35 protein-coding genes are annotated in these 25702 nt (G+C 68.3%); 2 read left to right on the top strand and 33 right to left on the bottom strand.

Going from position 1 to position 25702, the window contains the following annotated elements:
- Positions 1-64: 64 nt before the first annotated feature.
- The 3 genes from ABDJ40_RS14805 to ABDJ40_RS14795 are packed head-to-tail and all read right to left on the bottom strand — an operon-like array spanning position 65 to position 1032.
- Positions 65-319, bottom strand: a complete 255-nt coding sequence (locus tag ABDJ40_RS14805) for an Ogr/Delta-like zinc finger protein (RefSeq protein ID WP_347610975.1) — start codon at positions 317-319, stop codon at positions 65-67.
- Positions 319-777, bottom strand: coding sequence for a YmfL family putative regulatory protein (locus ABDJ40_RS14800; protein WP_347610973.1), 459 nt, complete (start codon positions 775-777; stop codon positions 319-321). Before ABDJ40_RS14800 ends, ABDJ40_RS14805 begins: the two co-directional genes overlap by 1 nt.
- Positions 778-816: 39 nt before the next feature.
- Positions 817-1032 (bottom strand): hypothetical protein, encoded by a 216-nt coding sequence (locus ABDJ40_RS14795; protein ID WP_347610971.1) that lies wholly within the window; start codon positions 1030-1032, stop codon positions 817-819.
- Between the two features lie 62 nt (positions 1033-1094).
- Between ABDJ40_RS14795 and ABDJ40_RS14790 the strand changes: the two genes are divergently transcribed.
- Both ABDJ40_RS14790 and ABDJ40_RS14785 read left to right on the top strand, forming a co-directional pair.
- Complete coding sequence (locus ABDJ40_RS14790) at positions 1095-1550, top strand: helix-turn-helix domain-containing protein (RefSeq protein WP_347610969.1); 456 nt, start codon at positions 1095-1097, stop codon at positions 1548-1550.
- Positions 1551-1619: 69 nt separating this feature from the next.
- Positions 1620-2207 carry a hypothetical protein gene (locus ABDJ40_RS14785; protein ID WP_347610967.1) on the top strand — a complete coding sequence of 196 codons (588 nt, stop codon included), beginning with the start codon at positions 1620-1622 and terminating at the stop codon, positions 2205-2207.
- A gap of 2 nt (positions 2208-2209) precedes the next feature.
- On the opposite strand, the gene ABDJ40_RS14780 is transcribed toward ABDJ40_RS14785, so the two are convergent.
- The 30 genes from ABDJ40_RS14780 to ABDJ40_RS14635 form a co-directional block, all read right to left on the bottom strand.
- Positions 2210-3319, bottom strand: a complete 1110-nt coding sequence (locus tag ABDJ40_RS14780; protein ID WP_347610965.1) for a phage late control D family protein — start codon at positions 3317-3319, stop codon at positions 2210-2212.
- Complete coding sequence (locus tag ABDJ40_RS14775) at positions 3316-3741, bottom strand: phage tail protein (RefSeq protein WP_347610963.1); 426 nt, start codon at positions 3739-3741, stop codon at positions 3316-3318. The genes ABDJ40_RS14780 and ABDJ40_RS14775 overlap by 4 nt, the downstream gene beginning before the upstream one ends.
- Positions 3742-3744: 3 nt before the next feature.
- On the bottom strand, positions 3745-6405 hold the full coding sequence (locus ABDJ40_RS14770; protein WP_347610961.1) for a phage tail tape measure protein: 2661 nt from the start codon (positions 6403-6405) through the stop codon (positions 3745-3747).
- Positions 6402-6527 (bottom strand): GpE family phage tail protein, encoded by a 126-nt coding sequence (locus ABDJ40_RS14765; RefSeq protein ID WP_347610959.1) that lies wholly within the window; start codon positions 6525-6527, stop codon positions 6402-6404. The genes ABDJ40_RS14770 and ABDJ40_RS14765 overlap by 4 nt, the downstream gene beginning before the upstream one ends.
- 26 nt (positions 6528-6553) lie before the next feature.
- Positions 6554-6907 carry a phage tail assembly protein gene (locus tag ABDJ40_RS14760; RefSeq protein WP_347610956.1) on the bottom strand — a complete coding sequence of 118 codons (354 nt, stop codon included), beginning with the start codon at positions 6905-6907 and terminating at the stop codon, positions 6554-6556.
- A gap of 62 nt (positions 6908-6969) precedes the next feature.
- Entirely contained in the window at positions 6970-7482 is a 513-nt protein-coding gene (locus ABDJ40_RS14755) for a phage major tail tube protein (protein ID WP_347610954.1), read from the bottom strand.
- Positions 7483-7541: 59 nt separating this feature from the next.
- Positions 7542-8714, bottom strand: a complete 1173-nt coding sequence (locus tag ABDJ40_RS14750) for a phage tail sheath protein (protein ID WP_347610951.1) — start codon at positions 8712-8714, stop codon at positions 7542-7544.
- Between the two features lie 139 nt (positions 8715-8853).
- Positions 8854-9657, bottom strand: coding sequence for a DNA adenine methylase (locus tag ABDJ40_RS14745; RefSeq protein ID WP_347610949.1), 804 nt, complete (start codon positions 9655-9657; stop codon positions 8854-8856).
- Between the two features lie 47 nt (positions 9658-9704).
- Positions 9705-9959 (bottom strand): hypothetical protein, encoded by a 255-nt coding sequence (locus ABDJ40_RS14740; RefSeq protein ID WP_347610946.1) that lies wholly within the window; start codon positions 9957-9959, stop codon positions 9705-9707.
- A complete protein-coding gene (locus tag ABDJ40_RS14735) occupies positions 9959-10525 on the bottom strand; it encodes a hypothetical protein (protein ID WP_347610944.1) in 567 nt (188 codons plus the stop codon). The genes ABDJ40_RS14740 and ABDJ40_RS14735 overlap by 1 nt, the downstream gene beginning before the upstream one ends.
- Before the next feature lie 11 nt (positions 10526-10536).
- Positions 10537-12066, bottom strand: coding sequence for a sialidase family protein (locus ABDJ40_RS14730; protein WP_347610941.1), 1530 nt, complete (start codon positions 12064-12066; stop codon positions 10537-10539).
- 1 nt (position 12067) lies between these two features.
- Positions 12068-12634: a hypothetical protein gene (locus ABDJ40_RS14725; RefSeq protein WP_347610939.1), complete on the bottom strand. Its 567-nt coding sequence runs from the start codon at positions 12632-12634 to the stop codon at positions 12068-12070.
- Between the two features lie 8 nt (positions 12635-12642).
- On the bottom strand, positions 12643-15756 hold the full coding sequence (locus ABDJ40_RS14720; protein ID WP_347610936.1) for a DUF4815 domain-containing protein: 3114 nt from the start codon (positions 15754-15756) through the stop codon (positions 12643-12645).
- A 7-nt stretch (positions 15757-15763) separates the two neighbouring features.
- Positions 15764-16249, bottom strand: a complete 486-nt coding sequence (locus ABDJ40_RS14715; RefSeq protein WP_347610934.1) for a hypothetical protein — start codon at positions 16247-16249, stop codon at positions 15764-15766.
- Between the two features lie 3 nt (positions 16250-16252).
- Positions 16253-17173 carry a phage tail protein gene (locus tag ABDJ40_RS14710; RefSeq protein WP_347610932.1) on the bottom strand — a complete coding sequence of 307 codons (921 nt, stop codon included), beginning with the start codon at positions 17171-17173 and terminating at the stop codon, positions 16253-16255.
- Positions 17170-18009, bottom strand: coding sequence for a baseplate J/gp47 family protein (locus tag ABDJ40_RS14705; RefSeq protein WP_347610930.1), 840 nt, complete (start codon positions 18007-18009; stop codon positions 17170-17172). The genes ABDJ40_RS14710 and ABDJ40_RS14705 overlap by 4 nt, the downstream gene beginning before the upstream one ends.
- On the bottom strand, positions 18006-18329 hold the full coding sequence (locus ABDJ40_RS14700) for a GPW/gp25 family protein (RefSeq protein WP_347610928.1): 324 nt from the start codon (positions 18327-18329) through the stop codon (positions 18006-18008). Before ABDJ40_RS14700 ends, ABDJ40_RS14705 begins: the two co-directional genes overlap by 4 nt.
- A 23-nt stretch (positions 18330-18352) precedes the next feature.
- Entirely contained in the window at positions 18353-18952 is a 600-nt protein-coding gene (locus tag ABDJ40_RS14695) for a phage baseplate assembly protein V (RefSeq protein ID WP_347610926.1), read from the bottom strand.
- 94 nt (positions 18953-19046) lie between these two features.
- Positions 19047-19499 (bottom strand): phage virion morphogenesis protein, encoded by a 453-nt coding sequence (locus ABDJ40_RS14690; protein ID WP_347610924.1) that lies wholly within the window; start codon positions 19497-19499, stop codon positions 19047-19049.
- On the bottom strand, positions 19496-19990 hold the full coding sequence (locus ABDJ40_RS14685) for a phage tail protein (protein WP_347610922.1): 495 nt from the start codon (positions 19988-19990) through the stop codon (positions 19496-19498). The genes ABDJ40_RS14690 and ABDJ40_RS14685 overlap by 4 nt, the downstream gene beginning before the upstream one ends.
- Positions 19974-20192: a TraR/DksA C4-type zinc finger protein gene (locus ABDJ40_RS14680; protein ID WP_347610920.1), complete on the bottom strand. Its 219-nt coding sequence runs from the start codon at positions 20190-20192 to the stop codon at positions 19974-19976. Before ABDJ40_RS14680 ends, ABDJ40_RS14685 begins: the two co-directional genes overlap by 17 nt.
- The gene (lysC, locus tag ABDJ40_RS14675) at positions 20189-20473 is read right to left on the bottom strand and encodes an Rz1-like lysis system protein LysC (protein ID WP_347610918.1); all 285 of its coding nucleotides are present in this window, start codon (positions 20471-20473) and stop codon (positions 20189-20191) included. The genes ABDJ40_RS14680 and lysC overlap by 4 nt, the downstream gene beginning before the upstream one ends.
- A 309-nt stretch (positions 20474-20782) precedes the next feature.
- Positions 20783-21586 carry an N-acetylmuramidase domain-containing protein gene (locus ABDJ40_RS14670; RefSeq protein WP_347610916.1) on the bottom strand — a complete coding sequence of 268 codons (804 nt, stop codon included), beginning with the start codon at positions 21584-21586 and terminating at the stop codon, positions 20783-20785.
- Complete coding sequence (locus ABDJ40_RS14665) at positions 21580-21909, bottom strand: phage holin family protein (RefSeq protein ID WP_347610914.1); 330 nt, start codon at positions 21907-21909, stop codon at positions 21580-21582. Before ABDJ40_RS14665 ends, ABDJ40_RS14670 begins: the two co-directional genes overlap by 7 nt.
- On the bottom strand, positions 21896-22279 hold the full coding sequence (locus ABDJ40_RS14660; RefSeq protein WP_347610912.1) for a putative holin: 384 nt from the start codon (positions 22277-22279) through the stop codon (positions 21896-21898). The genes ABDJ40_RS14665 and ABDJ40_RS14660 overlap by 14 nt, the downstream gene beginning before the upstream one ends.
- A gap of 3 nt (positions 22280-22282) precedes the next feature.
- On the bottom strand, positions 22283-22489 hold the full coding sequence (locus ABDJ40_RS14655; RefSeq protein WP_347610910.1) for a tail protein X: 207 nt from the start codon (positions 22487-22489) through the stop codon (positions 22283-22285).
- Complete coding sequence (locus ABDJ40_RS14650) at positions 22489-22980, bottom strand: head completion/stabilization protein (RefSeq protein WP_347610908.1); 492 nt, start codon at positions 22978-22980, stop codon at positions 22489-22491. The genes ABDJ40_RS14655 and ABDJ40_RS14650 overlap by 1 nt, the downstream gene beginning before the upstream one ends.
- A gap of 97 nt (positions 22981-23077) precedes the next feature.
- Entirely contained in the window at positions 23078-23755 is a 678-nt protein-coding gene (locus tag ABDJ40_RS14645; protein ID WP_347610905.1) for a phage terminase small subunit, read from the bottom strand.
- Positions 23756-23757: 2 nt separating this feature from the next.
- Entirely contained in the window at positions 23758-24774 is a 1017-nt protein-coding gene (locus ABDJ40_RS14640) for a phage major capsid protein, P2 family (protein ID WP_347610903.1), read from the bottom strand.
- Positions 24775-24812: 38 nt separating this feature from the next.
- Positions 24813-25640 (bottom strand): GPO family capsid scaffolding protein, encoded by an 828-nt coding sequence (locus tag ABDJ40_RS14635; RefSeq protein ID WP_347610901.1) that lies wholly within the window; start codon positions 25638-25640, stop codon positions 24813-24815.
- Positions 25641-25702: the final 62 nt, after the last annotated feature.

The following is a 25702-nucleotide window of genomic DNA, read 5'->3' as shown; positions in this document are numbered from 1 at the left end:
CGGGGCCCGCACGCCCGCTTAACGGGCGTGTGGGTGTGGCGTGTGGTATGGGGGCGGTGCGCGCCTAGTTGGGCGCTGAGACAGCCTCTTGGCTAGGCTGCTGGGCCTTGCGCGGGCTCATTGGGATGTAGACCGCGGGGTTCGGCGTCTGGCTCGGCACGATCGTCCGGGTCACCTCGAGCACGGCCGAGAAGGTGTGGCCGCATTCGACGTTCTGGCATTGGAAGTACAGCTCTCGGCAGGTGGGCGTCATCTGGCGGCTGGTGCGGATGGTGGCGCTGGAATCGCAGTGAGCGCAGCGGATGGTGTTGCAGCGCATCAGGCCTTCACCTCCGGTCGGCAGAAGACCGCGAAGGTCAGCTGGTTCACGCGGGTCACCTTGGTGCAGATGGCTTCGCGGATCTCCTCGAGGCGGGCACGCTCGCGGGCATCGACCTCGCCGTCGGCAGTGACGTCGCGCCATTCGCGTGCCAGGCGGCCGACCTCTTCGACCAGGTCCATGTAGACCGCCTGGATCTCCTCGTCGCCCGGGATCTCGAATTCGGGCACCTCGATGAAGACGCCGCCCGACTCTGCTGCGATGGCCTCGGCGAACAGCTGGGTGCCGCTGTTGGCCTGCATCTGCAGAGCCAGGTGCACATCCACGGACTGGCCCTTGCGCTCATAGACACGGTTCTCGAGCGCGTCTTTGCTCAGGCCCAGGCTGGCGGCCATCGTGGTCCAGCCGCCCGCCATGGAGCGGCACATGGCCTGATAGGAATTCCGGATTCTGTCCACTGATCGATCCCGCTGTTCGGTGGTAGTCAAGATGAGGGCTTAGGCCGATGCTGTGGCTTGGCTTTCTGGCGCATCCCAGGTCTGAAGACCATGCAGGAAGACCAGGCGAGCCATGCTGCTCTTGGAGCGCGACTCGGAAGAGGCCAGGCGCTCAAGGGCGGCGTGCTCCTCGGCGCTCATCCGCAGCGGGACCGGGGGCTTGGTGCGGTCCCAGATGCCGTTGGGGGTCCGAGAGGGAATGTCAGAGCGGCTCATGGCTGGGTTAGATTCCACTGTGAAACACGACATGACACGGATGGTAAGCAAATGGTGTCCACATGGCAATAGAAAAGCGCAACATCTTGCTAGAAATCGGCCAGCGCCTGCTCGCCGAGCGGAAGCGGCTCGAGATGACGCAGGAGCGCATGGCGGTCCTGGCAGGGGTGTCGAAGCGCTCGCTGACTGGGTACGAGGCGGGGGAGCGCCCGATGGACGTCACGACGATTACCGGGCTGCAAGAGGCCGGCGTCGACGTGATGTACCTGCTCACGGGGGAAGTCGACGCTGGGAAGTTGAGCCCAGTGGAGATGGATCTGGTCGTGAACTTCCGCACGCTCGATGACCGAGGGCGCGCAGGGGTGCTCGGTATGATCCGCGGTTACAACTTGGCACAGCCGCCCTCTGACGAGGGACGGGTGCTTATCAAGGGCGATGTTGGCCAGACCATCACAGGCGGCCAGGTCGACCAGAGTCAGGCCTCTTTCAGCGTTGGAGGGGGCCGCCGCAGAAGATAGTGCTGCCCGACACCGCCCGGATGGAGGCGCGCCACCCGGCGCGCCTTTGTCATTGGGATTCAAGGTGCGATGAGAGAAGACAAAGCAGCGCCATCGATTGAGGCGACGAACGTTGGGCAACTGGTGGCGGGCGGGACGGTCCGTTCGATCGACCGCTCGATCAAGATCACGAACATCTGGTCGGAAAAGCCCACGCCGATGCTGACCGCCTTGCAGCGTAAGGCCGTGGCCGACAAGGTCGGTCAGACGTGCGAGGCAACGGGCCTGTCGAGGCTTGACGTCTACAAAGTGGTGCTGGCCGAGTGCGGCTTCGAGCGCATGGACGATGTGCCGCGGCAGCAGTTCGGCGAGGTGATGGGCTTGCTCGATGGCCTCACGCGGCAGGCTGCGGGCGAGGACGCGCCGGCCCCGGCGCCGAGTCGCTGGCCGCCCTTTGCAAATCGATGGACCGTGAGCCTGGTCTTCTCGGGGGCTGCCATAGTCACTTCGCTCGGCACCGCGTCGCGGCCGGTGGCCGCCGACCAGCCGGCCACATGCTCACTCGGAGGGCGGCAGTACTCGGTGGGGAGCGTCGTCGTCATGGCCGATCGCTTCGTGCGCGAATGCGTTGAGGTCACCGAGGAGGGGCATTGGCGAGAGGTCCCATCCACCCCTTGACGTTATTCGTCGACCGCCTCGGCGGGACGCTCGCTGCCCTCGTCGATACCGACCGGTTCGGCGTTGCCGTCCTTCGGCAACCGCAGCTCCATCTCGAGCTGGGAGGTGTAGCCGTTGTCGTCGAGCTGGTGCGTCACCTTGCTGATGAGCCATGAGGCACCATCGATGCCTGGCTTCCAGCCCGTGAGCGTGGCCGGCTGCTCGGTGGTCAGCTCGCCCTGGCCCTGGGCCAGGTTGATGTGGAAGGTCGCTGCGCTACGCTGGATGCGCGCCAGCTCGGATTTGGCGGCGCGCACGGCGTTGGCCTTGGTCGCGTACTGGTGGCGCAGCACCTTGGTGCTCTGCGAGTCCGGCTTCGCACCCTTGCCCAGTTCTCGGTAGCCGTTCTTCCCCAGCTCGACCAGCACCTCGCCCTTCTTCGCGCCTTTGGAGTCCTGCCAAGTGGCGACGACGGCCTTGTAGCTCCATCCATCGGCCACGCAGAAGCGGTGCCGGTCACCGTCCGCGCGTTCGATGTGGGCCACCGGCAGCGGGGAGCCTGAGGCACTGAGGCTCGCGCCCAGCGGCAGGAACAGCAGCGCGCCGTTCTTCACCGTGGCCAGCGCGTCGAACTGCCGCCCCAGCCGGGTGAGGAAGGACAGGTCCGATTCGCTGGTCTGGTCCATGTGCGGCACCGGCTTTTTGGCCAGGCTGGCCGCGACCAGGGGCTTCAGCTCGTTCTCCCGGGCGAGCTTCGTGATGATGGCGCCGACCGTCGTCCTGTGCCAGGAGCGCTCGTGCCGGATGGTCAGGCTCTTGCGTAGGTCCGCGCTGCGGGCGCGGATGCTCAGCAGATCGGGCGGGCCGCTGTGCTCGACCTCGTCCACGATGAAGCGGCCCTTGTCGACCAGGCCCTCGTCCTCCCAGCCGAGAAAGACCTGAATCTCGACGCCACGCCGCGGCAGCTCGAGGCCACCGTCCGTGTCATCGAGGACCAGGTCCAGCTGATCGACCTCGCCCATGCGGTTGTCGGTCAGCGTCAGCGATTGCAGGCGGCTGTCCAGCGTTGGGGTCAGGTCGCGGCCATTCAGCGTGATGCGGTAGCTGGGCCGGCGGTGAGCGGGTTGGGTCATGCGGCCTTCCCTGTGCGCCTGGCGGTGGCGCGGTCATCATCCACGCGCTTGAGCACGAGCTGGAACTCGATCCTGCGGGCCTCGCCCTGGCTCATGAACTGAGAGCGGGTGCGCGCCAGCCGCTCGATGATGAACTGCCCGAGGAGGTCCCCGGTACCGCCCTCGACCAGGGGTTCCGGGCTACCGCGGGCCGCCATGTCTTCGAGCGTCTTCAGCGCCGAGTCGCCCCCCGTCAGCTCAGGAACCAATACGCCAGACAGGGTGATCGTCTCCTCGTCCGGGCCGAGGAACTGGTGCGCCGGCCGCGACAGCACCCGAGCAGCGCCAGGGTGGCGCCAGGCCTGCTCGTGCTGCAACTGCTGGTAGGGCGCGGTGTTGAGCGCGAAAACGAACTGGCCGAAGGCCATGAGGGCGTCGTTCATCGCTCAGTCCCAGTCCCGCGTGCGCGACCGGCCGGCCACCTGGCGCTGGCGCTGCAGCTCTTCGAACTTCTGCATGACCAGGCGCGCCAGCGCGGCCTCGTCCATGCCTGGGGCCGAGTGGACGTGGATCTCGATGCGATTGGCGCCACCAGGTGCGCTCGGCGCCACGGCCGCGGCGCTGCCGAGCTGGCCCTGCATAGGCGCGGCAGCCGCTGGTGGCCGGGTATCGACCTGGGTGCGAACGTCCACCATGTCCGGCACCGCGGCCTGGGCGCTGATGGCCACGCCGGCGCCGGCCGCTGCCAGCCCCTTGGCGATGCCCTTCATCGCGTCCAGCGGGCCGTCTGCCTTGTCGTTGAGCCCGATCTGCAGGCCCTGCATCGTGAAGCCGCCCAGCTCGGCGAACACGCGCGATGGCGAGTGGATGCCCAGCTTCTCCTTGAACCAGCCGACGACGCTGTCGCCGATGCCGGCGACGGCCGCCTGCAGGCCCGAGAAGCGGCTCGTGATGCCCCCGATCAGCCCGTCGATGATTTGCCCGCCCATGGCCATGAAGCGCTGCGGCAGGCCCGCCACGAAGCCGACGATAGTGTCCCAGTGCTGGATGATCAGCCCCGGCAGGGTCCAGTTCAGGAACAGGTTGCTCAGCGCATCGCGACCGGCGGTCACCACGCCGGTGATCCAGGACCAGGCGGCGCTGACGCCGCGCGTGATGCCACCCCACAGCGTGGAGAAGAAGCCAGAGACCGGCCCCCAGTAGCTGTAGATCAGGTAGGCCGAGACTGCGATGCCGGTGATGATCAGCCCGATCGGGTTGAGCAGCAGGGCCCGGCCGACGGCTGAGCCGATCCAGCCGATGAACTTGATCGCGTTCCCCAGCATGCCCAGCACGGTGACGCCCTTGATGCCCAGCGCCGTCATGCCGAACTGCAGGGCGGCGAAGGGCCCCATGACCGTGGCCGCGGCCAGCGCCAGGCCGCCCAGGATGACCAGCAGCATGCCGAAGATGCCGACCGTCTTGAGCATCACGCCGGCCAGCACCGGGTGCTCCTTGGCGAAGCCCTGCAGCGCCTCGGCGCCGGCCCCCAGCCAGTTGACCAGGCCCTTCAGCTCCGGCGCGACCGCGGCGCCGAAGGCCGCCAGCGCGTTGGTGAACGTGCCGCTTGCCGCATCCCAGAGGTTCTTCAGCGTGCCGAGTTGCTCGTTCACGCGCTTCTGCAGGTCCGCCTGGGCCTGCATCTTCGCCTGGACCTCGCGGTAGCCGTCCAGCCCCTTCTCGATCATCGTGGTCAGCACCTGCAGGGTCTCGGCGTCGTCGCCAAAGCCTTCCTTCAGCGCCTTCAACCGCTTCTCCGTGTTGACGCTCTTCAGCTTCGCGAGCTGCGCGAAGAGCTGCTCGAGGCCGCCAAACTCGCCCTTGCCGTCGGAGTAGTTCAGCTTGATGCCGGTACCGGCCAGGGCCGCATTGGCCTTCTTGACCTTGTCCACGGCCATGGCCTGCTGGAACACCTTGCGATAGGCGTTGCCGGCTGCCTCGCCGGCCATCCCGGCCTGGTCGGCCATGACCAGCAGCGGAGCCAGTTCCTTGGCCGCCGCGGCGCCTTCCTTGCGCAGGATCGACAGGGCCGGCGAGAGCTTGGAAAAGCCCTGCAGCATGTTCCCCTGGTCGACGCCGAGGTAGAAGCTCTTCTGGATCGTGTCCATCAGGGCCGTCATGTCCTTGTCGGCGGTGCGCGTGGCGTCCTGCAGTTTGCTGGCGAACTCGGCGGCTTCGGTCGGAGCCATCTTGAGCTGGACGGCCAGCAGCGCCGCGGCTTCGCCCAAGCCGCCGAGGATGACCTTCGAGCTCATGCCCTGCCGGATCAGCATGGTCATCATGTTCTGGAAGTCCGCGGTGGTGCCAGGCAGGCGGTTGCCAAGCTGCACGGCCAGGTCGTTGATGAGCTCGAAGTCCTTGGAGACGCTGCCGTTGCTCTGCATCATGGCAATGCGCAGCTGGGTGGCGGCGTCTTCGGCTTGGGCGTAAGCCGCGACAGGCGCAGCTGCAGCAGCGGTGGTGACCGTGCCCGCGGCCGTCATGCCGGCGCCATAGCCCGCGAGCTTGTCACGGGTGCCCAGCATGCGATCGCGCGTCGAGCGTGCGGCCTGCATCTGGCGCGCCTGCTCCTTGGCGGCGGCCAAGGCCGAGGACTGTTGCGTGACGGCCCGCGTCGTCGCTTCGACCTCCTGCTTCAGCGTGCGCTGGTGGCTGGCCAGCTGCTTCGTGTCGATGCCGGCGCCGGCCAGGGACGAGCGCAGGGCCTGCTGCTTGGCCTGCAGCTCACCGTGCCGGGTCTTGAGGTCGCGCGCTGCCCTGGAGGCCTCGTCCAGCGTTCGCGCCATGGCCTTGGTCGGGTTCTCGGTGCGGGCCATCTCCTCCTTGAGCTGACGCACCCGCGCCTGCGCCTGCTTCAGCGTGTTGCCGGCAATCGCAGCGTCTCGCGAGATGGCGCGGAAGGCATCGATCTGGCCCTGCTGGGCGTTCAGCTCCTTGAGCCGCTGTCGGCTCTCCTTTAGGGCCTGGGAGAGTGCACGGGATTCATTGGAGACGCCGCGCATCGGGCGCGTGGCGTTGTCGATCGCCTTCAAGAGGACTTGCAGGCGCAGGTTCTGGCTCAGGCTCATGTGTCGCTGTCGTCGGATTCACAGCGGACCCGGGCGCGCTCGCGCCACTGGGCCAGCTCGGTCAGGGTCATGGCGTGCATGTCCTCGAGCCGCAGGTGCAGCACGCTGGCAATGTCCGCCATGGCGTCTTCCACGATGTTGGGAAGCTTCAGGCGCTGGGGGGCGTCTCGGAGTTCGGCCCAGCGGAGCTGTCCGTCGTCGTCTCGCCAATCTCCGTCTTCGCCCGGGCCAGATCGGCTTTCTTCAGCAAAAAACCGGCGACCTCCTGCCCCAGGGCGTTGAGGTCGGCCGGGTCCATCTGGCGCACGTCCTGCTGGGTGATCTGGGGCATCGCGATGCGCGGCAGCACGATCGTCAGCGCGCTCACGTCCATCTGCATCAGGTCGATCAGCGTGGTGCCGCGCAGCGTGCCAGCGTCGGGGCGGCGCAGCGTGACGGCAGTAATGACTTGATCGCCACGCTTGATCGGCGTCTCGAGGGGAATGGGCTTGGTGGTTTGCATGGTGAACTCGGTAGATGAGCGGCCGGCTCCGGCCGGCCGCGAGGGGATGGGAGCTGGGGCGCTTACTTCTGGATGGCCTTGCGGTGCTCAGCCAGGCGGTCGGTACCGTCGACCTTGAAGATGAAGTTCACCAGGTCGATCTCGATCATGTCCTTGCCGTTGATCGTCAGCTTGTAGTAGCTGAGGCGCGACTTCACCTTGAACTCGGTCTTGTCGCCGGCCTTGGCCTTGCCCGGGTCCATCTCGGCATGGCGGCCACGGACGGCGATCTCGACGGCGTCGACCTCGCCGGTGTCGTCGCGCTGGTAGCTGCCGGCGAAGCGCAGCAACACGCCGTCGATCTTGGTGATGCCGAACTCCTTGAAGATCTCGAAGACCAGGCCGCCGTAGGTGTGCTCGATCTCGAGGTTCTCCAGCTGGCCGGTGTCGATGCCGACGGCGCCAGGCATGCCGGCGCCGGCGTAGTCGTCGAGCTTGACGGCGACCTTCGGCAGTGCGATCTCCTCGCAGTCACCGAAGTAGCTCACGCCCTGGTGGAAAACGTTGAAGTGCTTGAGGCGGCGGGGAAGTCCCATGTCTCTCCTTTCGTGGGGGATGCCCCGCCGGCGAGCGCCGCGCGGGGTTCAGAGGTCGATCAGCCGTTCATGCGGCCGGCGAAGTCGGCGAGGTAGCGGTCGGTGATGCGCTGGCGGAAGTTCAGGTTCTCCAGCGGCGGCACGGGCGTGTAGTCGTAGTCGAGGAACAGCTTCCCTTCCTTCAGCGTGGCGGTGCTGTTCACTTCTTCGTTGAGCCAGGCGTCGCCGTCGATCAGGTAGCCCTCGGCCTTCAGGCTGCGCAGCTTTGCCCGCAGGCCCTCGAGGATGTCCTTGGCCAGGCCCGGGCTCAGCGGCTTGTCCACGGCCCACAGATGGGCCTCGGCGACGGTGTCCGCCAGCACCTGGGCGGTGCGGGTGTAGCTCTCGAAGGCGAACAGCGGATCCTCGGTGCAGGTGCGCGAGCCCCAGAAGCGGAAGCCGTCGCGGCGGATCAGCGTGGTGACCTCGTTGGCGTTGAGCAGACCGGCGTCGGTGGCCGGGTCCTGCAGGTTCCAGTGCACGTCATGGCTCAGGCCTTCCACGCCGTTGACCGTCATGTTCGACAGCGTCTTGTGCCAGCCGATCTCCTCGTCGATCTTGGCACGCAGGCCCAGGGCCCGGGCGATCGCGTAGGCGTCGCGGCTGGCGTTGGCCGTCGTGTCCCACGCCGTGAAGCCGGGCCAGATCACCATCAGCTCGCGCTGGCCGAAGTTGGCGCGGTAGGCGATGGCCTCTTCCTTGGTCTGCGAGGGGCCACCCGACACGTAGCCGAAGGCGCGCAGCTTCTGTGCAATGCCGGCCAGCTCCGTGGCGACCGACAGCTCGTCCAGGCCGGGGGCGCCCAGGATGCGCGGGCGCACGCCGAGCGCGGTCTCGGCATTCAGCAGCGCCTTCATGCCGGTGTACTTGCCGCCCGGCGTGGCCGAGCCGATCACGTTGGACTTCGTCTCAGCCTCGGTGGCGCCCTTCTTGGCACGCACGACGACGACGAGGGGCGAGGCCTGGTCGGCGATCGCGTCGAGCGAGCGGGCCAGCGTGCCGTTTTCGCCCGCCTTGCCCAGGGCCGTGGCCATGTCGGTCACCAGGACGGGCTTGTCCTCGGGGAAGAAGGCCGCGTCGGCGTCATCGGCGACGGCGACCATGCCGATGACGGCCGTGCTGATCGTGCGGATCGGCCGGACGCCGGTGTTGATCTCATGGACGCGTACGCCATGGTGGTAGTCAGTTGCCATTTGCTCTGGTGCTCCGGAGTGGATGAGGTGCCCGGTCGGATCGGGGCGGATGCAAGCGGCAGGATGCCGGTGGGGGGGCCATGGCGCACCGCTGCGCCGTTGTGGCCGCCAGGGCCACAACAAGGGCGTGCCGCCCGGGCTAGAAGAGCCCGCCCAGCAGGGCCGGCTCCCAGTTCGTGATCACCAGCTCGCCAGAAGCCGGCCGCTCGGACTGGTCCCGTGCGTTGCCGACCGAGTAGCGGATGTCGAGCCCTTCCATCCAGAAACCGTCGAAGCAGCGCCGGATATCCGGGTGGTCGTTGATGCTGACCATGACCTTGCCCTTGCAGCTGCGCATGAAGGCTGCCAGCTGCTCGTACTGCTCGAAGCCGAAGTCAACGCCATAGCCTTCGGTGTCCCAGTAGGGCGGGTCGGCATAGAAGAAGGTGTGGGCGCGGTCGTAGCGCTGCATGACATCGAGCCACGGCAGGTTCTCGACGTAGGTGCCGGCCAGGCGCAGATGGGCCGCGCTGAGCTGCTCCTCGATGCGGCACAGGTTGATCGCCGGGCCTGTCGTGGCCGTGCCGAAGGTCTGGCCAGCCACGCGGCCGCCAAAGGCATGCTGCTGCAGGTAGTAGAAGCGCGCGGCGCGCTGAATGTCGGTCAGCGTCTCCGGCCTGGCCATCTGCTGCCACTTGAACACCTCGCGGCTGCTGATGGCCCACTTGAACTGCCGCACGAACTCTTCGAGGTGGTGCTGGACCACGCGGTACAGGTTGACCAGGTCGCCGTTGATGTCGTTGAGCACTTCGGTGCGCGCAGGCATGGGCCGCAGGAAGTAGAGAGCCGCGCCGCCGCAGAAGACCTCGACGTAGCACTCGTGCTGGGGAAACAGGGGGATGAGACGGTCGGCCAGACGGCGCTTTCCGCCCAGCCAGGGAATGATGGGATTCGCGTTGAACATTGGGGGGGCTATGGCGCCACGCCGGCGCCGGTTCATAGGGAAACTGCTCAGCGCAACTCGCCAGGCAGCTGGCTGCGCTGCTGCTCGGATTGGTAGGCACCCTCGCAGTGGTTGCTGTCGCCGAGCAACGCAAACAGCCAGTCGATGGCGCAGCGCGCCACGCGCCACTGCCACTTCTCACGCTGGCGCCAGCTGCGTGCGCTGATGGTCTCGTCGGCCCAGCCGAAGAAGAGCAGGGCGTTGGCGAGCTGGTCCAGCGCGATGAGCACCTGCAGCAGCCAGAAGACGATGCGAGCCTTCATCACGCCTCCACTGCGAAGACCGTCACGCCGGCGAACTGCATTCGGATGCCGTTGGGCAGCGCGGAGTTCACATCGGCCTCGGTGGTCGACCAGACGCCCGACTCGCGCAGTGGCACGCGGATGGTGACGATGCCGTCGGCCATATCGGCCAGCACGACGCGCTCGCGGCCGTCGCGGGACCGGACCGGCATGCGGAAGCGGTCGGTGAGCGGCAGCACCTGGCCGTCCGGACCGCGCAGCTCTGCGATGAAAGTCAGCTCGGTGCCGGCCGGGCACGTCACCTCCGCCATGCCATGGACGACGGTGTGCACCTGGTGCTCGGCGTCGGCCGTGATCTGCGTGATGGCCAGCTCGGGGCGGAAGGTCTGGGCGGGCGCCACGTAGGCTGGCGGCGCCACATTGGTGAGGCGCCAGCCGGCGAGCGTGAGGACAGCGTACTGGCCCGCCGGGATCTTCGCGGGCGGCTGGCGGGCCGTCCAGCCCGAGGGCACGACGGAGTCATCAGGCTGCTGTCGAGTGCGGCCGGTCCAGTAGCCGCAGGCTCCCAGCTCGAAGAGATTGGTCATGGAGAAGGTCCTCAGCGCAGGCGAGCCATCAGGCCCGGGAGATAGGGGAGGTGGGCATAGGTGGCGTAGTCGTTGGCCGGGGCATAGGTGCGCACCCGCAGCTTGCTGGGCGGGCCAGCCACCAGGTCCACGGACTTGATCTGGCCCGTCGCCGGGTCATGCCAGTTGCAGGTCCCCGAGGGGTAGGGCAGGAACCTGGCGTTGTCCGGCGAGTCCGAGAGGCCGCCCACGAAGTTGTCGGCCGCTCGCGTGGTCCGTACCGCGAAGGAGCCGCTCACACCGACCACGTGCATGAAGTGCCGGTCATTGGACGGCGTCTTGTCGATGACCACGGCCTCGGACCAGGCGCGATCCGTCACCCCGTGCAGAGTCCCCACCTTGCCGCGTCCCGCATTCATGCCGCCAATCACGCTGGACACGCCCGTGTTGCAGTCGTAGCGCTGGCCCGTGGTCGCGTTGGCCAGCGTGTTGGTCAGCAAGCGCCAGCCCGTGTTGTCGTGGCCGGTATGGACCTGCAGGGGCACGCCAGCCCAGTTGGCCGGCATCTTCATGACTGCGGCGGCGCTGAAGACCCAGTAGTAGCTGCCGTCGCCGCCCTTGGTCAGGAACTGGCGCATGCCATAGATGGAGCCGATGGGGGTGAGCGCCAGCGAAGACGCACCGCCCCCGCTGAAGGCCGCCCCGTTGAAGTTGATCTTGCTGAGCCCCCAGGCGCCGCTGCCGAATATGGCGTAGTGGACCTCGCTCACACCGGCTCCGACCACGCGCCCACCGAGCACCCTGCAGCGCTGGGCCGAGGCACCATCGGAGGGGATAGCCAGCGAGCTGACCGTGTTGTTCGTCGGGTTCAGCGCGTACAGGACTGCGGAGGCAGGGGAGGCCTGGTTGTTCTGGATGCCGACGTAGTAGTAGCCCGACCCGCCTGCCACCATCTCGGCGTCGGCGGACACTGAGTCCAGGGTCAGGTAGCCGGATGCCACCCCGAGCAGTTCCTTGGGTGCACTCCAGGTCTGGCCGGAGTCGTTGGAGAAGGTCACTGCGACGGAATAGCGATTCGCTGCGGTGGTGCTCATCAGCACCAGCAGGACTCGTCCGGCACCGAACCATTCCAGCGACTCGGCGCGCCACTGATTGGCCGCGGAGGGCAGCGCCGGCAGGTCGATGGCCTGCCAGGTCGCACCAGCGTCCGCCGAACGCCACAGCCGATAGGACGTGATGTCCGTGACGCCCGTTGCGAAGCTGAGACCGGCTGCGATGAAGGTGCTGCCGAAGGCCAGGTACTTCATCTGTGAGACGCTCTGCACGCCCGCGCGCATGGTCAGGTCCGTGGTCGCCTCGATCGGCGCGCTGTTGAAGAAGCGGACGTCGCCCACGATCTTGGCTGCGTCCGGATAGACCTCGCGCGACACCAGCGAGCCATCGAGCTGGCACCAGCCGGGGGGCAGGATGGACGGATCGACCTGCAGCGCGGGCATCAGCGCGCCGGCCGGGGGCCGGGCCTCGCGGGCCGCGGCATGGGTAAGGGGATCGAAGCCACTCATGTCAGATCTCGGTTGCATTCATGCCGGTCACTCGGCCGCCGGCGTAGCTGTAGGTCTCGGTGCGGGTGACTCCCGCGAAGGTGCTCACGACGGTGGCCACGGTCCCGTCGCTGTTGTAGGTGAGCGTGGTCTGCCGAGGGAGGCCCGCCACGGTCTCGTCGACGCGCTGGGGGCGCCCCTGGGCGTCGTAGGTGATGCCGATGAGGGATGCCCGGGCCGTGCTGCGCGCCACGCCGGCCAGGCCGTTCGTCAGCGTGGTGTTGACGGCGCCCAGCTCGGCACGGCTCGCCTTGTCGGCCACCACGGCGGCCAGCTCGTCGCGGCCCGCCTTGGTGGCCAGCAGGGCCACGGCGTCGCTGGCGTTGGACTTGATCGCGTTGACCAGCTCCTGCCACTGGTCCAGGTCCACATCGTTGGATTGCAGCAGCGTGTCCAGCGCAGCGACCTTGCTGTCGATGGCGCTCAGCGCGTCGCGCAGGCGCAGAGCGTCGATGCCCAGGTCGTTGGACGGATGGGGCAGCGGCAGACTGAGGTGAGGCGTGATGTCGTCGAAGATCAGGTCAGCCATGGATCACCTCACAGCACGATCAGGCGCAGGTTGCGCACGCGCGGCCGAGCTGCCGTGTTGCCGCTCAGATGCAGGCGCAGGCGGACGGCCGCAGCGCTGATGTTGGCCAGCTCGTGCTGCATCTCCATCCAGCCGTCGCCGATGGGCGTCGCCTTCACGTTGACCGCGTTGGACCACGAGGCCGGCAGCGAGGCATCGGCGGCCGCGCTGGCCACGTCGGCGACGACGGCCGAGCCGCCGGGCAGCAGGGCGTCGAAGATGATGCGGACGCGCGAGTTGTTGCCCGCGTTGACCGCACGGCTGATGTAGTCGCCCACGTTGCTGACGGTGGCAGCGACCAGCTGCAGGCCCGGGTGCAGGACGGGCGTCACACGCTCGGCGCCGACCAGGCGGGCGGTGATGCCGACCTGGCCCGTGATGGGCGCGGCCAGGCGCAGGGGTTGGCCATCGGCCACGGTGACGTGCGAGCCATCCGGCAGGGCCAGGGTGTAGTCGACGCGTGCGGCGGCCGTGGGCGCCTCGATCAGCGACAGCAGCAGCAGGTCGGTGGCGCCTTCCACCTCGCACTGGCCCAGGTCGACCAGGCGCTGCAGGCTGGTGCACCGTGCCGCGTGCAGGCGGAAGGTCAGGTCCTTGTCCTGGTGCGGCGTCCAGGTGCTGGCGTTGGCCGAGCTGAGCAGCACGCCCACGTTGAAGCCCTGCTGCGTGTAGAAGGCCTGGGCCGTGGCGTCGAACTTACCCAGCTCGGCCAGGGCCAGGGCCGTGGTGGCGTCATCGCACAGCACCACCAGGGCGTACTCGGTGCCGGCTTCCAGCGAGACAGGGCGCGAGAACGTCACGCGGGTGGACGCTCCTGCCAGCTGAATGCCGGCGGGATCGAGCTGGGTTTCGCCCAGCACCGTGCGCGTGGGCACGCCCAGCTGCACCTCGCGGATCTGCACCAGCACCCGGCTGGTGCCCTTGGCGGTGAACCACAGGTCGACGGCCGCCAGCTGCATGAAGTCCGCCGGCGTGAAGGTCTGAGCGAGCGGGTCGATGGGACGGCTGGCCACCGTGGTGACGATCTGGCGCGTCTCGATGCGCAGCAGGCCGCTGCCCGTGAAGGTGGCCTCGCCGCGGGTACCGCCCTGGCCCTCGATGCTGAAGCGCTTGGCGCCGGCGCGGATGCCCGCCGGGATGGTGAACTGGCCCGCCACCAGGCCCTGGCCGTTCGCCACCAGCGGCGGCCCGCTCACGTCGATGCCGTCGAAGGTGAGCGCCGAGACGTTCTCGCCGGCGCCGAAGCCGCGGGCCTCGAAGTGCACCACGATCTGGCGCAGGTTCTCGACGGCACGCTGGCTGACGCTCACCAGCTGGTCGGTGCTGGTCGATGCGCCCGCGCTGACCAGCTGCGTGATGGGCGACAGCCAGTTCGTCTGCACGTTCGTCCACTGGTCCACAGCCGGCTTCAGCAGGACGCTGGCGGGCAGTAGGTCGAAGGCCCGGTAGGGGTTCACCGGCATGTTGCCGGTGCGCAGCGCCTGGCCCAGCGAGGCCTGCAGCGCCAGCGGCAGGGTGGCCGGGGCCGCAAGGGCAGCGGTTGGAGTCAGCACGTCGGCCGAGACGATGGGCAGGGTGAGCTCGCCGTCGACGATAGCGGCCGTCTGGGCCAGGCCCTGGTCACGCATGCTGTCGCCGGTGAAGGGGTCGACGAAGAGGCCCTTCTTCGTGCCTGCCTCGCGCAGGCCTGCGTCGGACTCCAGACGCTGCTGCGCCATCAGCTCGGTCAGCAGGTCGATGCGCGACGTGATGGCGGCCAGCTCATTCATCGGCACCACGCGCACGCCGTTGTTGGTGACGCTGCGCGCGCTGGTCCAGGTCTGTGCGACGCTGGCGATGGGCAGCAGGCCGGCCGGCACGGCAGGCGCGGTGGGCCGCCAGGCGGACGCGACGCCACGCAGCCAGATGATGCCGCCCTCGGCGTCCAGACACAGCCGGTCGACGCGCGGCAGCATCTGGTGATAGCTGACCAGGATCAGCGAGCCCGGCACGGCGCCGGTGACCGTGCATCCCGTTGCGTCCACGGCCGTGGGCTCCACGGTGGCGATGTACTCATACCGGACCGAGTAGGTGCTGCCGGGGGCCGGCTCCGCGCCGGCAGGGCTCCAGTCGACCTGCCCGGCCGTGAGCTTCCAATCGACGTCCTTCACGTAGATGGTGCCGCCTTGCTTGACTTCCTTGATGACCAGCACCGAGTTGTCCGGCAGTGGATCCAGGGCGCCGGCGAAGCCGCCGTGATTGATGTTGACCGTGCGCTCGGCCGTGATCTTCACGCTCTCGATGGAAGAGAGCGGGGACCGGTCCAGGTTGATGCGCTGCGCTGCGGCCGTCGTGCTGGCGTGCGGCTCACTGTCGATGAACTGCAGATCCGGCTGGGCGTCGTAGACCAGGCGGCGGCTGGTGGTCAGCTCCACGCCGTAGCCGGAGACGCGGGCTCGGCCCTCGGCCACGGTGTAGACCTGGCGGCCATCGGGCAGGTCTGCAGCCAGGGCGACCGAGAGGCCCTGCACCACATAGCTGCCGCCGGCGGAATCGCGGTCGTAGCGGGCCAGGGCCTGCGTCACGGCGTCGAGTTGCGGCGGGGGCTCCTTGGCCCGCACATGGCCATCCTCGACGGTGTAGACCGGGTAGAAGGCGCCAGCGCCGCCGGCGACGCCCCATTCCGGCAGGATCTGCAGGCGCGCGGCGCCGGGCTCCAAGTAGCCGCGGGTGCCCACCGCCGGACTGACGAGGCTGGGGTCCTGCAGCTCGGTGATGATGGACTCACGGAGGTACACGCCGACCGTGACCAGACCCACGACGGGGATCACGAAGTTCGCGGGCGGCACGCCGCGCACGGCTCCGGCCAGGTAGATGGCGCCGGCCTCGCACAAGGTGTCGCCGGTCTCGGCGTTGACTACGATGCGGGCATCGCGGACGACGTCGCCGTCCTTGAACAGAACGTCTGCGATGCCCTTCACGCGGTGCTGGATCGAGCGCTGGATCTCAATCAGCTCTGCGCTCTGCAGAACCTTGTCGGCGCGGAAGAGGTGGCGCTCATAGTTGAGCGACGGGTCGAATCGGTCGTAGATCTGGTTCGGCATGAGTGGCTCAGAAGGGCAGGACGTAGTCGAAGACCTGGCGCACGTCGCCGTTGCGCGTGAACTTGGGCAGGCGCTCCAGCGCATAGAGGTCACCGTGGTTGGCCACCTCGGCCGGCGTCAGGTAGCGCTGGCCAGCGGGTACGCCGGCTGCCGCCTGCGTGCCCACGAAGATGGCCAGCTCGCGGATGGCTTCGCCGGCGGCGTCGCTGAAGTTGAAGGTGAATCGGACATAGAGCCAGCGCGTGGGGCCAGCCACGGCGGTGTAGCGGGCACCAGAAGGCAGCTCGATCTCGCCGTTCTCGTCGGGCAACACATAGCCCAGCTGGGTGACGGCACGCCGGCCGATCTCGTCGACCAGCGCTGTGGCGTTGGTGGGCTCGGGCTGAGGCGCCGCGTCCCAGGCTGGCGATCCCCGGCCCCAGGCTAGGTGGATGGCCTGCGCGGCAACAGCGCGAGCCAGGACGATGCGACCAGAATCTTGAAGAACGGCCATGGGTCAGGTTTCCTCGGTGCGGTTGAGTTCGATGGTTTGGCGCCACGGCCCGGCCCAGGGGCCGAGCCAGGCGCGCGGGGGAAGGACGGGCACAGGGAGGCCCGTGGAGCGTGTCTCGACGGCCCCGGCCACGGGCTGCGGTGCATCCCATGCCGCAGAGCCGATCTGCGCGATGCCGTTTAGGCGTTCGGGAGCACCAGGCCGCGGTGCATCGCATGTGCCCGTGAAGAGCTCCTGCAGGCCGCCGTAGCTGTCGACCAGCACATGCGAGTCCAGACGCCAGGCGTCCAACAGCATGCGATCGTCGTAGCTCAGCAGCGCGGTGCGGCGCGCGGTCGCCGACTGGCCCAGAGCTTCGGTGCTGGGCGCCTCGACCAGGCCGCCGCGGTAATCGGCAAAGCTCGCCTTCACGTCGCCGACCCACACCCCCGAGTCGTCCTCGAGCAGCCCACCGTCGAGGGCCGGACCATGGTCCAGGCGGATCGGGCGCAGGTCGTAGGCGAAGAAGACCCGGTAGAAGTGCATGTGCGCCGGCAGGCTGGCTCGCACGGCCAAGGCCAGGCGCTTGATCTCCTCGGGCGTGGCGATGCGGCCCAGGTCGATGTGCAGATAGGCCTCGTCTTCCTCGATCTGCACATCGGCCTCGAAGCCAAGCCAGCCCAGCACGCGGCGCACGCTGGCCGCCGAGCCGCGCTCGAAGAGCCAGGGCAGCCCCGCCTCAATCAGGGCCTCGGTGGTGGGGAACAGATCCGAGAAGGGCGCCAAGGCCCATTCCGCGGCCAGCCAGGGGGCAAACTCGGGCGGGCGTTTGGCTTCCAAGTTGGCGCCGGCGCTGGCCAGGTCTTCCCAGTTCGGGGCGATCTGCACAGCCGCGCGCTCGAGCGGCGTAGCCTGGGGTGGCAGCAGGCGGTCGGCTGTCGTCATGCCAGGCCCTGGTCCAGCAGCTCACAAACGCCCAGCACCGGGTACTCGTGCTCCTGCAGCTCGGTGTTCTCCGGCGGCGCGTCGGCGCCCAAGTACTCGACGCGGGCAATGCCGGCGACATGGAGTCGTGCCGTGAGCCAGGAGCGCGGCATGCTGCGGCCCAGGGCCGCATAGCTGGCAAAGGCGGCTGCCAGCTTGGCCGCGACCTGAGCGACCAGGTCAGTCGGTGCGCCGGCCTCACGCCACATGCGTGCGCGCACGTCGATGACCTTGGGCTGCGCGATGCTGACGGTGACCGGCACGCCCAGCGGGCGCGCGTTCTCAGCGTTGAGCGCGGCCGTCACGGCGGCCTGGGTGGCGGCGGCCTGGCTCTGGTCCACCAGCCACAGGACGATGCCGACCGATCCCGGTACCGGCGACCTGGCGGCGGCGGCGCGCACGTTGAGCGAGGTCCGCATGGCCAGCTCGCGGTACTGCTCGGCCGTGCCATTGCCCGCCATCGCGGCGATGCGCAGCAGGATGCGGACGCGGTAGCGGTCATCGGGTTCGCCAGGCAGGCGGGCCAGGCCGATGAAGGCGCCCTTGTGGTCCAGGTCGCTGCCCTGGGCGAAGGCGACCAGGTTGCTCAGGGCGGCCTGGTTCACGCGCTCACGAAAGAGCAGCTCGCGGTAGGCGGCGACCTCGAGCAGCTTGTTCAGCGGCTCGCTCTCCAGCGCGAGCACGGCCTCGGCGGGCGGGTGCAGCCTGACGAGGTCGGCCCGCAGGTCTGCGAGCACCGCTTCAAAGGTGAGCGTCTGCACGACGGCAGGCGCCGGCAGCGAGGCGAGGTCGATCATGCGCGGGGGCTTTCGATGATGAGGCGGATGGACTCGCCGGCCATGACGCCGGTGGTGCGCACGGCGGTCAGCTCCAGAGTGAGCACGTGGGGAGCTGCTACGCCGGCGACGAGCTGAACCCGGCGAGGGCGGATGCGCGGTTCCCATCGCAGCAGGGCGCTGTAGGTGGCGCTGATCAGGCGCAGCCGCGTGGCGGCGTTGAGAGGTGCGTCGATCAGGTCAGGCAGCAGCGAGCCGTACTCGCGGCGCATGAGCCGAGAGCCCAGCGGTGTGAAGAGGATGTCGGTGACGGATTGGCGGATGTGGTCAAGCTCATCCATGCTCCGGCCGGTGGCGGCATTCATCATTTCGGGCCTCCCGAGTTGTCGAGACCCTTCGACACCTTCACGTGGACGTGCTCGTGCAGCACTACGCCGTGAGAGTGCATGCGGCCCTTCACCTCGACGTCGCCGGTGAAGGTGGTGCTCTCGCTGTTGAAGGTGACGCGCGGGCAGTTCACGACGACGCTGTCGGCTGCGTTGATCGTCACGCTCGGGCACGCGACCAGCACCTCGACGGCCGCCTGCAGGCGCGCGGACTGGATGCCTCGCACCTCGAGCTGGCCAGTCTGGTGGTTGTAGTGAATGACTGCCCCGTCGGGGAAGGCCTTGCAGTGCTCCGCCGGGTCGCGGCTGGGGGCTGGCACTCGGTCGGAGTAGAAGCCACGCAGCACCACGCCCAGGGCCGGATCCCCGCTGGGCGAGAGGACCAGGCATTGCTCGCCGACGGTCGGCGGCTCCCAGGTCACCGTCTCTCCGGCGCGCAGCTCCATCCAGGGCAGCCAGTCGGTCTTGAGCCCGCCGCTGGCTACCCTCACGCGCGCGACGTCGTGATCCACCTCGGCGATGGTGCCGGGGCGGATCAGGCTTTCGAGACGACGCGACAAGTCGGCGGGCAGGTCCATGGGGAGCGAGGATGCCCAGCAACGGCGCGGGGCGGTTGGCGTGGCCGTTGTGGCGCCTGGCGTCACAACAAGGCCGTGCAGGTCGAAAGGCGCGCTACCGAGCCAGGTGCTCGAGCACGAGGTCCTCGACGGTCCGCGCGTCATCGGCGCTGAAGCCCAGCAGCTGACGGGCGGGGTACTGCACCTCGATGCGGCGCAGCCGGTCGACCTTGTCGCGCAGACCCAGCTGGTGGACGCCGGCAATGCGCGCGACCATGCCGGTGAATGCGACGACGGCCTCGTCCGGCGTGGCTTCGGTCTTGAGGTAGCGCGCCGTGCGCAGCTTGCTGAACATGGTTCGGCGCACGCGGCCGACCTTGGCGCGCAGCTGCGGCTTGCGACGTTCAAACGGCGTGCCGTCCGGGTTGAGCTGGGCGGCAATGCGCTTCTGCTGGCTCGCTCGCAGCACCCTGGCCAGCTCGCGCGCCAGGGCCCGGCGCTGCGCCGCACCGAGCTGCTGGACCAGGGCGTCGAGCTGCGAAGCGATCTGCTCGAGCGGCTCCCTCACAGCACGTCCTCGGGCCGGTGGTCCCACTCGGCAACCTTCTCGCCGAGGACGTAGAGGGTCCAGTGCTCGACGAAGTCCAGAGGATCTGTCACGGGCTCGGGCAGGTGCTCGGCCTTGCGCGTCTTGCCATCCGGCGAGGTGCTCACCCGCACCCGCTCGGTCAGCTTGATCTTGATGCTGATGTCCGCGGTTTGGTTGTTGAGCAGATCGGCTTCGAAGGTGAAGCCGTCGCGCATGCGGTCGGGGTTCAGCAGCAGGTCAGGCTGGTGGCGGCGCAGCCAGGCCAGGATGGGCACGATCAGCGTGTCCGGGTGCCCGGCATAGTCGGTCACCAGCACATCGAGCGTGTAGGCGTACTCGAAGGACAAGGAGGTGCCGCCGGCGCAGTTGATCGCCCCTTCGTCGATGAAGACGCGCAAGCGATCAGGGTTCTGGCGCAGCGCTGGCGAGGCCGCGGTGAGGGCCTTGCGCAGGCTATCGGGCTTGTACATGCTCGGCGAGCTGTTGGCAGGTTACGCAGCGCTTGCAGCCGCGCACGGCGCGCTGGCGGGCCAGCGGGATGTCTTCGCCGCAGTCCACGCAGTGCGAGAGGCTCTGCGCGCCGGCGGCGGGCTGCATGGCGGAAAAGCGTGCCAGGGCTTCTTCGCGCTGCCGGGCTTCGAGGGCCTGGGCCCGGTCGTAGATATCGGTCATGAGGGCTTGATGCTCTTGGCGTCCTGATCGGCCCGGTCCTGGCAGCGCTTGATCATGTCGACCTGCGCCGCGCAGTCGTGCCAGGCCTGCTCCAGGCGTTCGGTTTCAGTCAGCAGTTCCACGTTGGTCGATGGCTGGCTCGGCGGCAGCCGGCACTGCACCACCCGGGGACAGCCAACGTCGATAGGCTTCGGCGCCGAAGAGTTCGGGGCGCTGGCGCAGCCGAGCAACAGGAAGAGGCAGGCTGGTATCAGCCCAAGCACGGGATTCCGGCGAGTCATTGAGGCGTCCTTCGATCAGGGAGAAGCGCGCGCCGAGCTTGGACTCGACGCGCTGCAGGTCCGCGCGCAGCTGGGCCTGGGCGCGGTCGTTCGTCGTGGCCTTGGCCACCACGTCGGTGAGCTGCGTGCGCAGCTGCTGGTTCTCTTCCTTGGCAGCCCGGGCCTCGCCCATGGCTGCCGTGACTTCGTTCTGGCTCGAGCTCAGCTTCAGGGCCTGCAGATCCAGCTCGTGGCGCTGACCTGCGTTGATGTGCAGGAGGCCGGCGAAGGCCAGGGCGGCGATGGTGACGAGGAAGGGGGTCAGTTTGCTCATGCTTGGGTCTTGGTGTCGGAGGGGTCGGCGGCCTTGAAGCGTTCGAAGGCGCGAGCCAGCATCAGGTCGTAGGCGTTGTCCCGGTAGGCGGGACCGTTGTAGATGCGGGCGAACTCAGCCCACTTGAGGGCCTTCAGCGCCTTGTGCAGCGCGCTGTCGGCCTTGATGAAGCGGACGAAGGCCTGCAGTTGCTGGCCTTCGCTCAGCGCCATGTCGGCTGCGAAGTCCTGGGCGCTCGCGTAGTCGAGCGCCGATGCGTGATAGCCCATGATCTGGAACAGGCCCCAGCTCGCAGAGCGCAGCGCGGCCTCGCGGTGGTACGAGACACTGGCCGCCAGCTCCATCCGGGTCCATTCGGCGGAGCCGCCCGAGTAGCCGCCGCGCTCTTGCGCGCACAGGGTCGGGTACTTGCTGGCGATGGCCTGGGCATCGACGCCGGCCTTCTCCAGCTCGCGGAAGAAGACATGGCGCTCGAAGAGGATGACCGGGCGGCCATCGGCGAGGTAGCCACTGCCGCGGCTCTCCACTTGGTTGACGGCGCGCACGGCGGCGATGGGCACGCCCAGCGCCTCGGCCGCGGCCTTCAGGTCTGCGTCCCCCAGCAGGCGGGCAGGCCGGCTGCCACGCGTCAGCGCTTCCATCGTCTTGGGGCCGGCGATGCCGTCGACCACCAGGCCGAAGCGGCGCTGTGCGTCCGAGACGGCCAGCTGGGTCGCTTCGTCGTAGACGGCGGTCGCAGGCACGCCGAGCAGGCGCTGCAGCCCCGTGACGGCCTGGCCGATGTCGTGGAGCTTCAGCATTGGGAGCTACCTCCGCGGCGCAGGAAGTCGGCGACGCGGCCGTCGCCCGAGGTGGAGCGGAACAGCTCCATCAGGTTGCCGCGCACCGCGAACACGGCCAGGCACAGCACAGCGTCCGGCAGCACCCGGTGCCAGCCGGGGCAGGGCGCTGCGCCGAACAGCGTCAGCACGGGCACGGCGCCCGCGGCGACGATCACGAAGTAGGCGAGCAGGGACACCAGCGGGCGGTGGGTGGCGCCGGCGCGGTTGAACATCAGCAGGCGCGCCGCGATCAGCCCGCACAGCAGCGCGTCCATGATGGCGAGGACGTCAATCAGGTTCACGGCGGCCTCCAATGCGCAGCAGACCGGTGAGCGCGCCGACGGTCAGCTTGTCGATGAGGCCCAGCAGCAGCTTCACCACGAGGGCCGCCGCCAGCAGAGCGCCCACGCCCGAGCTGACCTCGAGGCGGCTGGGCAAGATGCTGCTCACCAGGCCGGCGGCCAGCTCGGCGCCGAGCAGGCCACCGATGAAGGCCACCAGGAAGAAGGCCGCCTTGCGCAGCAGGCCCAGGTCTTGCGAGGCCAGCACGAAGACGACGGCGCCAGCGAAGGCGCCGAGCACGCGCGCGGCATCGACGCCGGGCAGGACGGAGAGCAGGGCCACGCCGGCAAGGGTTGCCGTCGCGGTGCTGCTCGATACGGGTTCAGCCATGGGTCAATTCCAGAGTTGGACGGTTGGTTTGATCGAAGAGGAAGGAAGGTCGGGGAGCTTCACGGGCGTGCCCTGGGGCAGGAAGGCGCCGAAGGCGACCAGCTCGGGGTTGGCCTTGACGATGGCCTCGACCACACCGGAGCTGCGCTCGTAGTAGCGCCAGGCGATCGAGTCGATCGAGTCCTGCTGCTGGGCATGAACGACACGCATCAGATGAGCTCGACCGTGGAGCGGGCCTGACCGAGGAAGTCCCGGATGGCCCAGCGGGCATCGCGTCGCAGATCGTCGATGGGCTGCTCCTCACGCTCGGCGGCGGACTGGCCCTTGCCCGTGGTGTCCAGACTGCGGTAGCGCTCGCGGGCATTGGCCTCGGTTTCGGCATAGACGGCACGGCGGTACAGCAGCACGCGCTCGGTGTCGCCGCCGACCAGGTCACCGGGCACGTCGGCCAGGCGCTCGATGCCCTGGGCCAGCTGCTGCTGCCGCCAGGCGGACAGCTCACGGTTCACCCACAGCACGGCCATCTGGGCGGCATGCACCAGGCGCGCAGGTGAGACGGTCGAGTCCAGCCGGGCCGCAGCCCGCAGATCTGCCATGTCGATGACCGGCCAGAAGGGCAGGCTCCCGAGCTGGCCCAGCTCGGGCGGCAGCGGGTCGGCGCCGCTGCCCACGGGGGTTTCAATGGCAATGAGCCCTGTCAAATTCGTTGCTCCGTAAGAGGTGGAGGGGGCATTGATGCGGGCCTTGCGGTCCTGTCTCCGCCCCCTGCCTCAGCTGCGGGGTACGCCCGGGGGGCGGTCACTCCTTGGAGGAAGTGGCCGCCGCGTGCTTGGCCTCTCGCTCGAGGCGCTCGATGTCCTTCTTGACGCCGACCTTGTCGTGCAGCTGCATGGCGCGGCGCAGGTAGTCGAGGGCCGTCTGGCGGTCCACGCCGGCCAGGCCCAGGCCCAGCTCCTTGCAGAGCTTGGCGCGGACCTCGTCGGGCATGTCGGCCTTGGCCGTCAGCAGCTCGACCTGGCGCAGCACGCTCACGTCGCTGGTGGCGCCGCCGTCGCGAGCGCGCTTGGCCGCGTCGCTGAACTCCTCGGCGATCAGCGTGGCCGTGGTGCGCTGGTACTGGTCGGGCAGGGGCAGCTCATGTTCGATCGCGTAGGCGGCGATCTCGAGCGCGCCCTTGGAGTCGCCCGCGTCGATCCGCCAGACCATGACCGTCATCAGCACGTCGTCAGGACGGCCGGTGTTGGCCGCGAGGACACCGTCCACGTAGGGCACGTAGTCGGCCAGCACCTCGCGCTTGACCTCGGCCTTGCGCTCTATGGACTGGACCTGCTTCAGGCGGCGCCGGTCCTCGGCGAGCTTGGCCAGCATCAGCTCTTGCGCCGTGGCCTCGGCGTGCGTCATCGGCACCTCGGCGGCGGCCGCCGTGGCGGCACGCTCCGAGGTCACCCTCAGGAAGTGGCGTCGTGCGGGCGTCATCGTCACACCAGTTCGATGTTTTCGATGAAGGCGCAGCAGCCCATGTCTTCCATCACGAAGTCGTCGTTCGAAGACTGGAAGGTCTCGATGCGGTCGCGGCGCGGGTTGTCGATCACGCTGCGGCGCTGGGTGCCGTTCTGGTAGTACACGCTCAGGTTGCTGAGCTTGGTCACCAGGATGGCCTTGGGCGGGAAGAAGGGCACCTGCACGGCCGGCAGGTTGCCGACGCGCTTCTGCGACGTGATCAGATCGTTCGCGGCGATCTGCTCGGTCGGCGCCTGGATGGTGTTGACCAGCGGGAAGTACTTGTCGGCCATCAGCTGGCGGCCGGTGAGGGCCACGAGCTGGGTGTCCTCGCGATACCACGGGTCGATCAGGTCATTCACCGCGTCATAGACCAGCGCGTCCAGCGTCTTGTAGTCGCCGGTGGCACCGATCTTGACCTTGTTGGAGCCGGGGGCGATTTCCTTCAGGTGACGCTCGGGGGCCTGCTCGCGGATCTTCTGCAGCCAGCCCTTGGCCACGTCCTGCAGCAGCGGGTTGGCCGCGCGGTTGCTGGTGGCGGCGCGGCTCGTGCCGTTGAAGCCGATCATCATGCGATCCAGGGCGATGCGCTGAATGATCAGGTCGCGCAGGCGTGCCTGGAAGTCCGGGAACTTGGCCCAGGCGTCCAGCTTCTGGTACTTGATGAACGTGTCGTAGTTGATCTGCTCGCAGCGATAGCCCTTCGAGTCGAGGCCGCTGATGTCGCGAGGCTGGCGTTCGCCGGCGTCGGTGTCCTGCGTGCCGGCGACCGGGCCGGTGACCATCAGGCCCAGCGTCTCGCCAGCCTGCTCGTCGACAGGGACGATGTTGATCGACTTCAGGAAGGCACTCGATTCCTGGATGCGGCTTTCGAGCTTCTGCTGCACGCTGGGCGTGACGGTGAACTTCGAGCCGACAGCAGCCTCAGAGACACCGTTCAGGGTGGCGAGCTGGCTGACGTAGGCGGCCAGCGCGATGCGGGTGGAGTTCTGCATTTAGGCGGGGTTCCTCTTGGTGTGGTGGTGCGTTGGGTTCAGCAGTCGGTCAGGCCCTGGCCATTGCCGCCGGCGGCCGGCGGGCGGGGCGGTTGGCCATTCGGGGCCTTGCTCAGCTGCTCGGTGAGCTTGGTCAGCTCGCTGCTGTCGGCCTTGCGATCCTTAGACAGCTGCTCGACGGCTTCGGTCAGCTTGGTGATCGCCGCCTTCGTGGCGTCCATGTGGTCACGCTGGGCGGTGGCCAAAGCCTCGATCGCAGCGTTCTGGTCGCCGGCGCGCTGCTCGTCGCCCTTGGCCTTGCCGGACAGCAGCTCGCGGACCTTGGACAGCAGGGAGGTGCCGTTGTCGGTGGGCTTGGCCTCGGGCTCTTCCAGCTCCAGCGAGAAGGCGAGGGCCTCGGTGATGACGTTGCCCTTGTCGGCCTTGCGAGCCTCGAAGGGATTGACCTGGGCCTTCGAGGCGAACTGCAGCATCTCGGTGCCCAGGCTCGCGGGGCTGTCGGTGACCGCGATGCCGACCAGGTAGGCCTCGCCGGACTCGGCGAAGTTCGGGTTGATCTCGATGCTGGTGTAGACCTTCTGACGCTTCTTGTTCAGCTCGATCAGGTCGGCGGTCGGGTCGATCTGCGCCAGCAGCTGCAGCTTGCCGCCGTCGTTCTCCTGGGTCTTCACAGCCAGCACGTCGCCGTAGGCCTTGAAGGGGCCGTCAGGGAGGATGCCGCGGTAGTGCTCCATGTTCACCCGCGCGCCGTAGGTCTTCGGGCTGTAGGTGCGGGCCATCTGCTCGATCCAGCCGCGAGAGATGGTGCGGCCGTCGGTGGTGCCGCCTTCGGTGGCGACGACGAAAAATTTGCTCTTTCCTGCCATGGGTGCCTTTGCGTCTCGGTGATGGGCTTTCGCGTGGTGGTACTGGGACTCGGCGGATAGTC

Source organism: Roseateles flavus, assembly GCF_039872765.1.
Lineage (GTDB): Bacteria > Pseudomonadota > Gammaproteobacteria > Burkholderiales > Burkholderiaceae_C > Roseateles_B > Roseateles_B flavus.
Note: the sequence above shows the minus strand (reverse complement) of the source record. Positions and strands in the feature narration are given on the sequence as shown.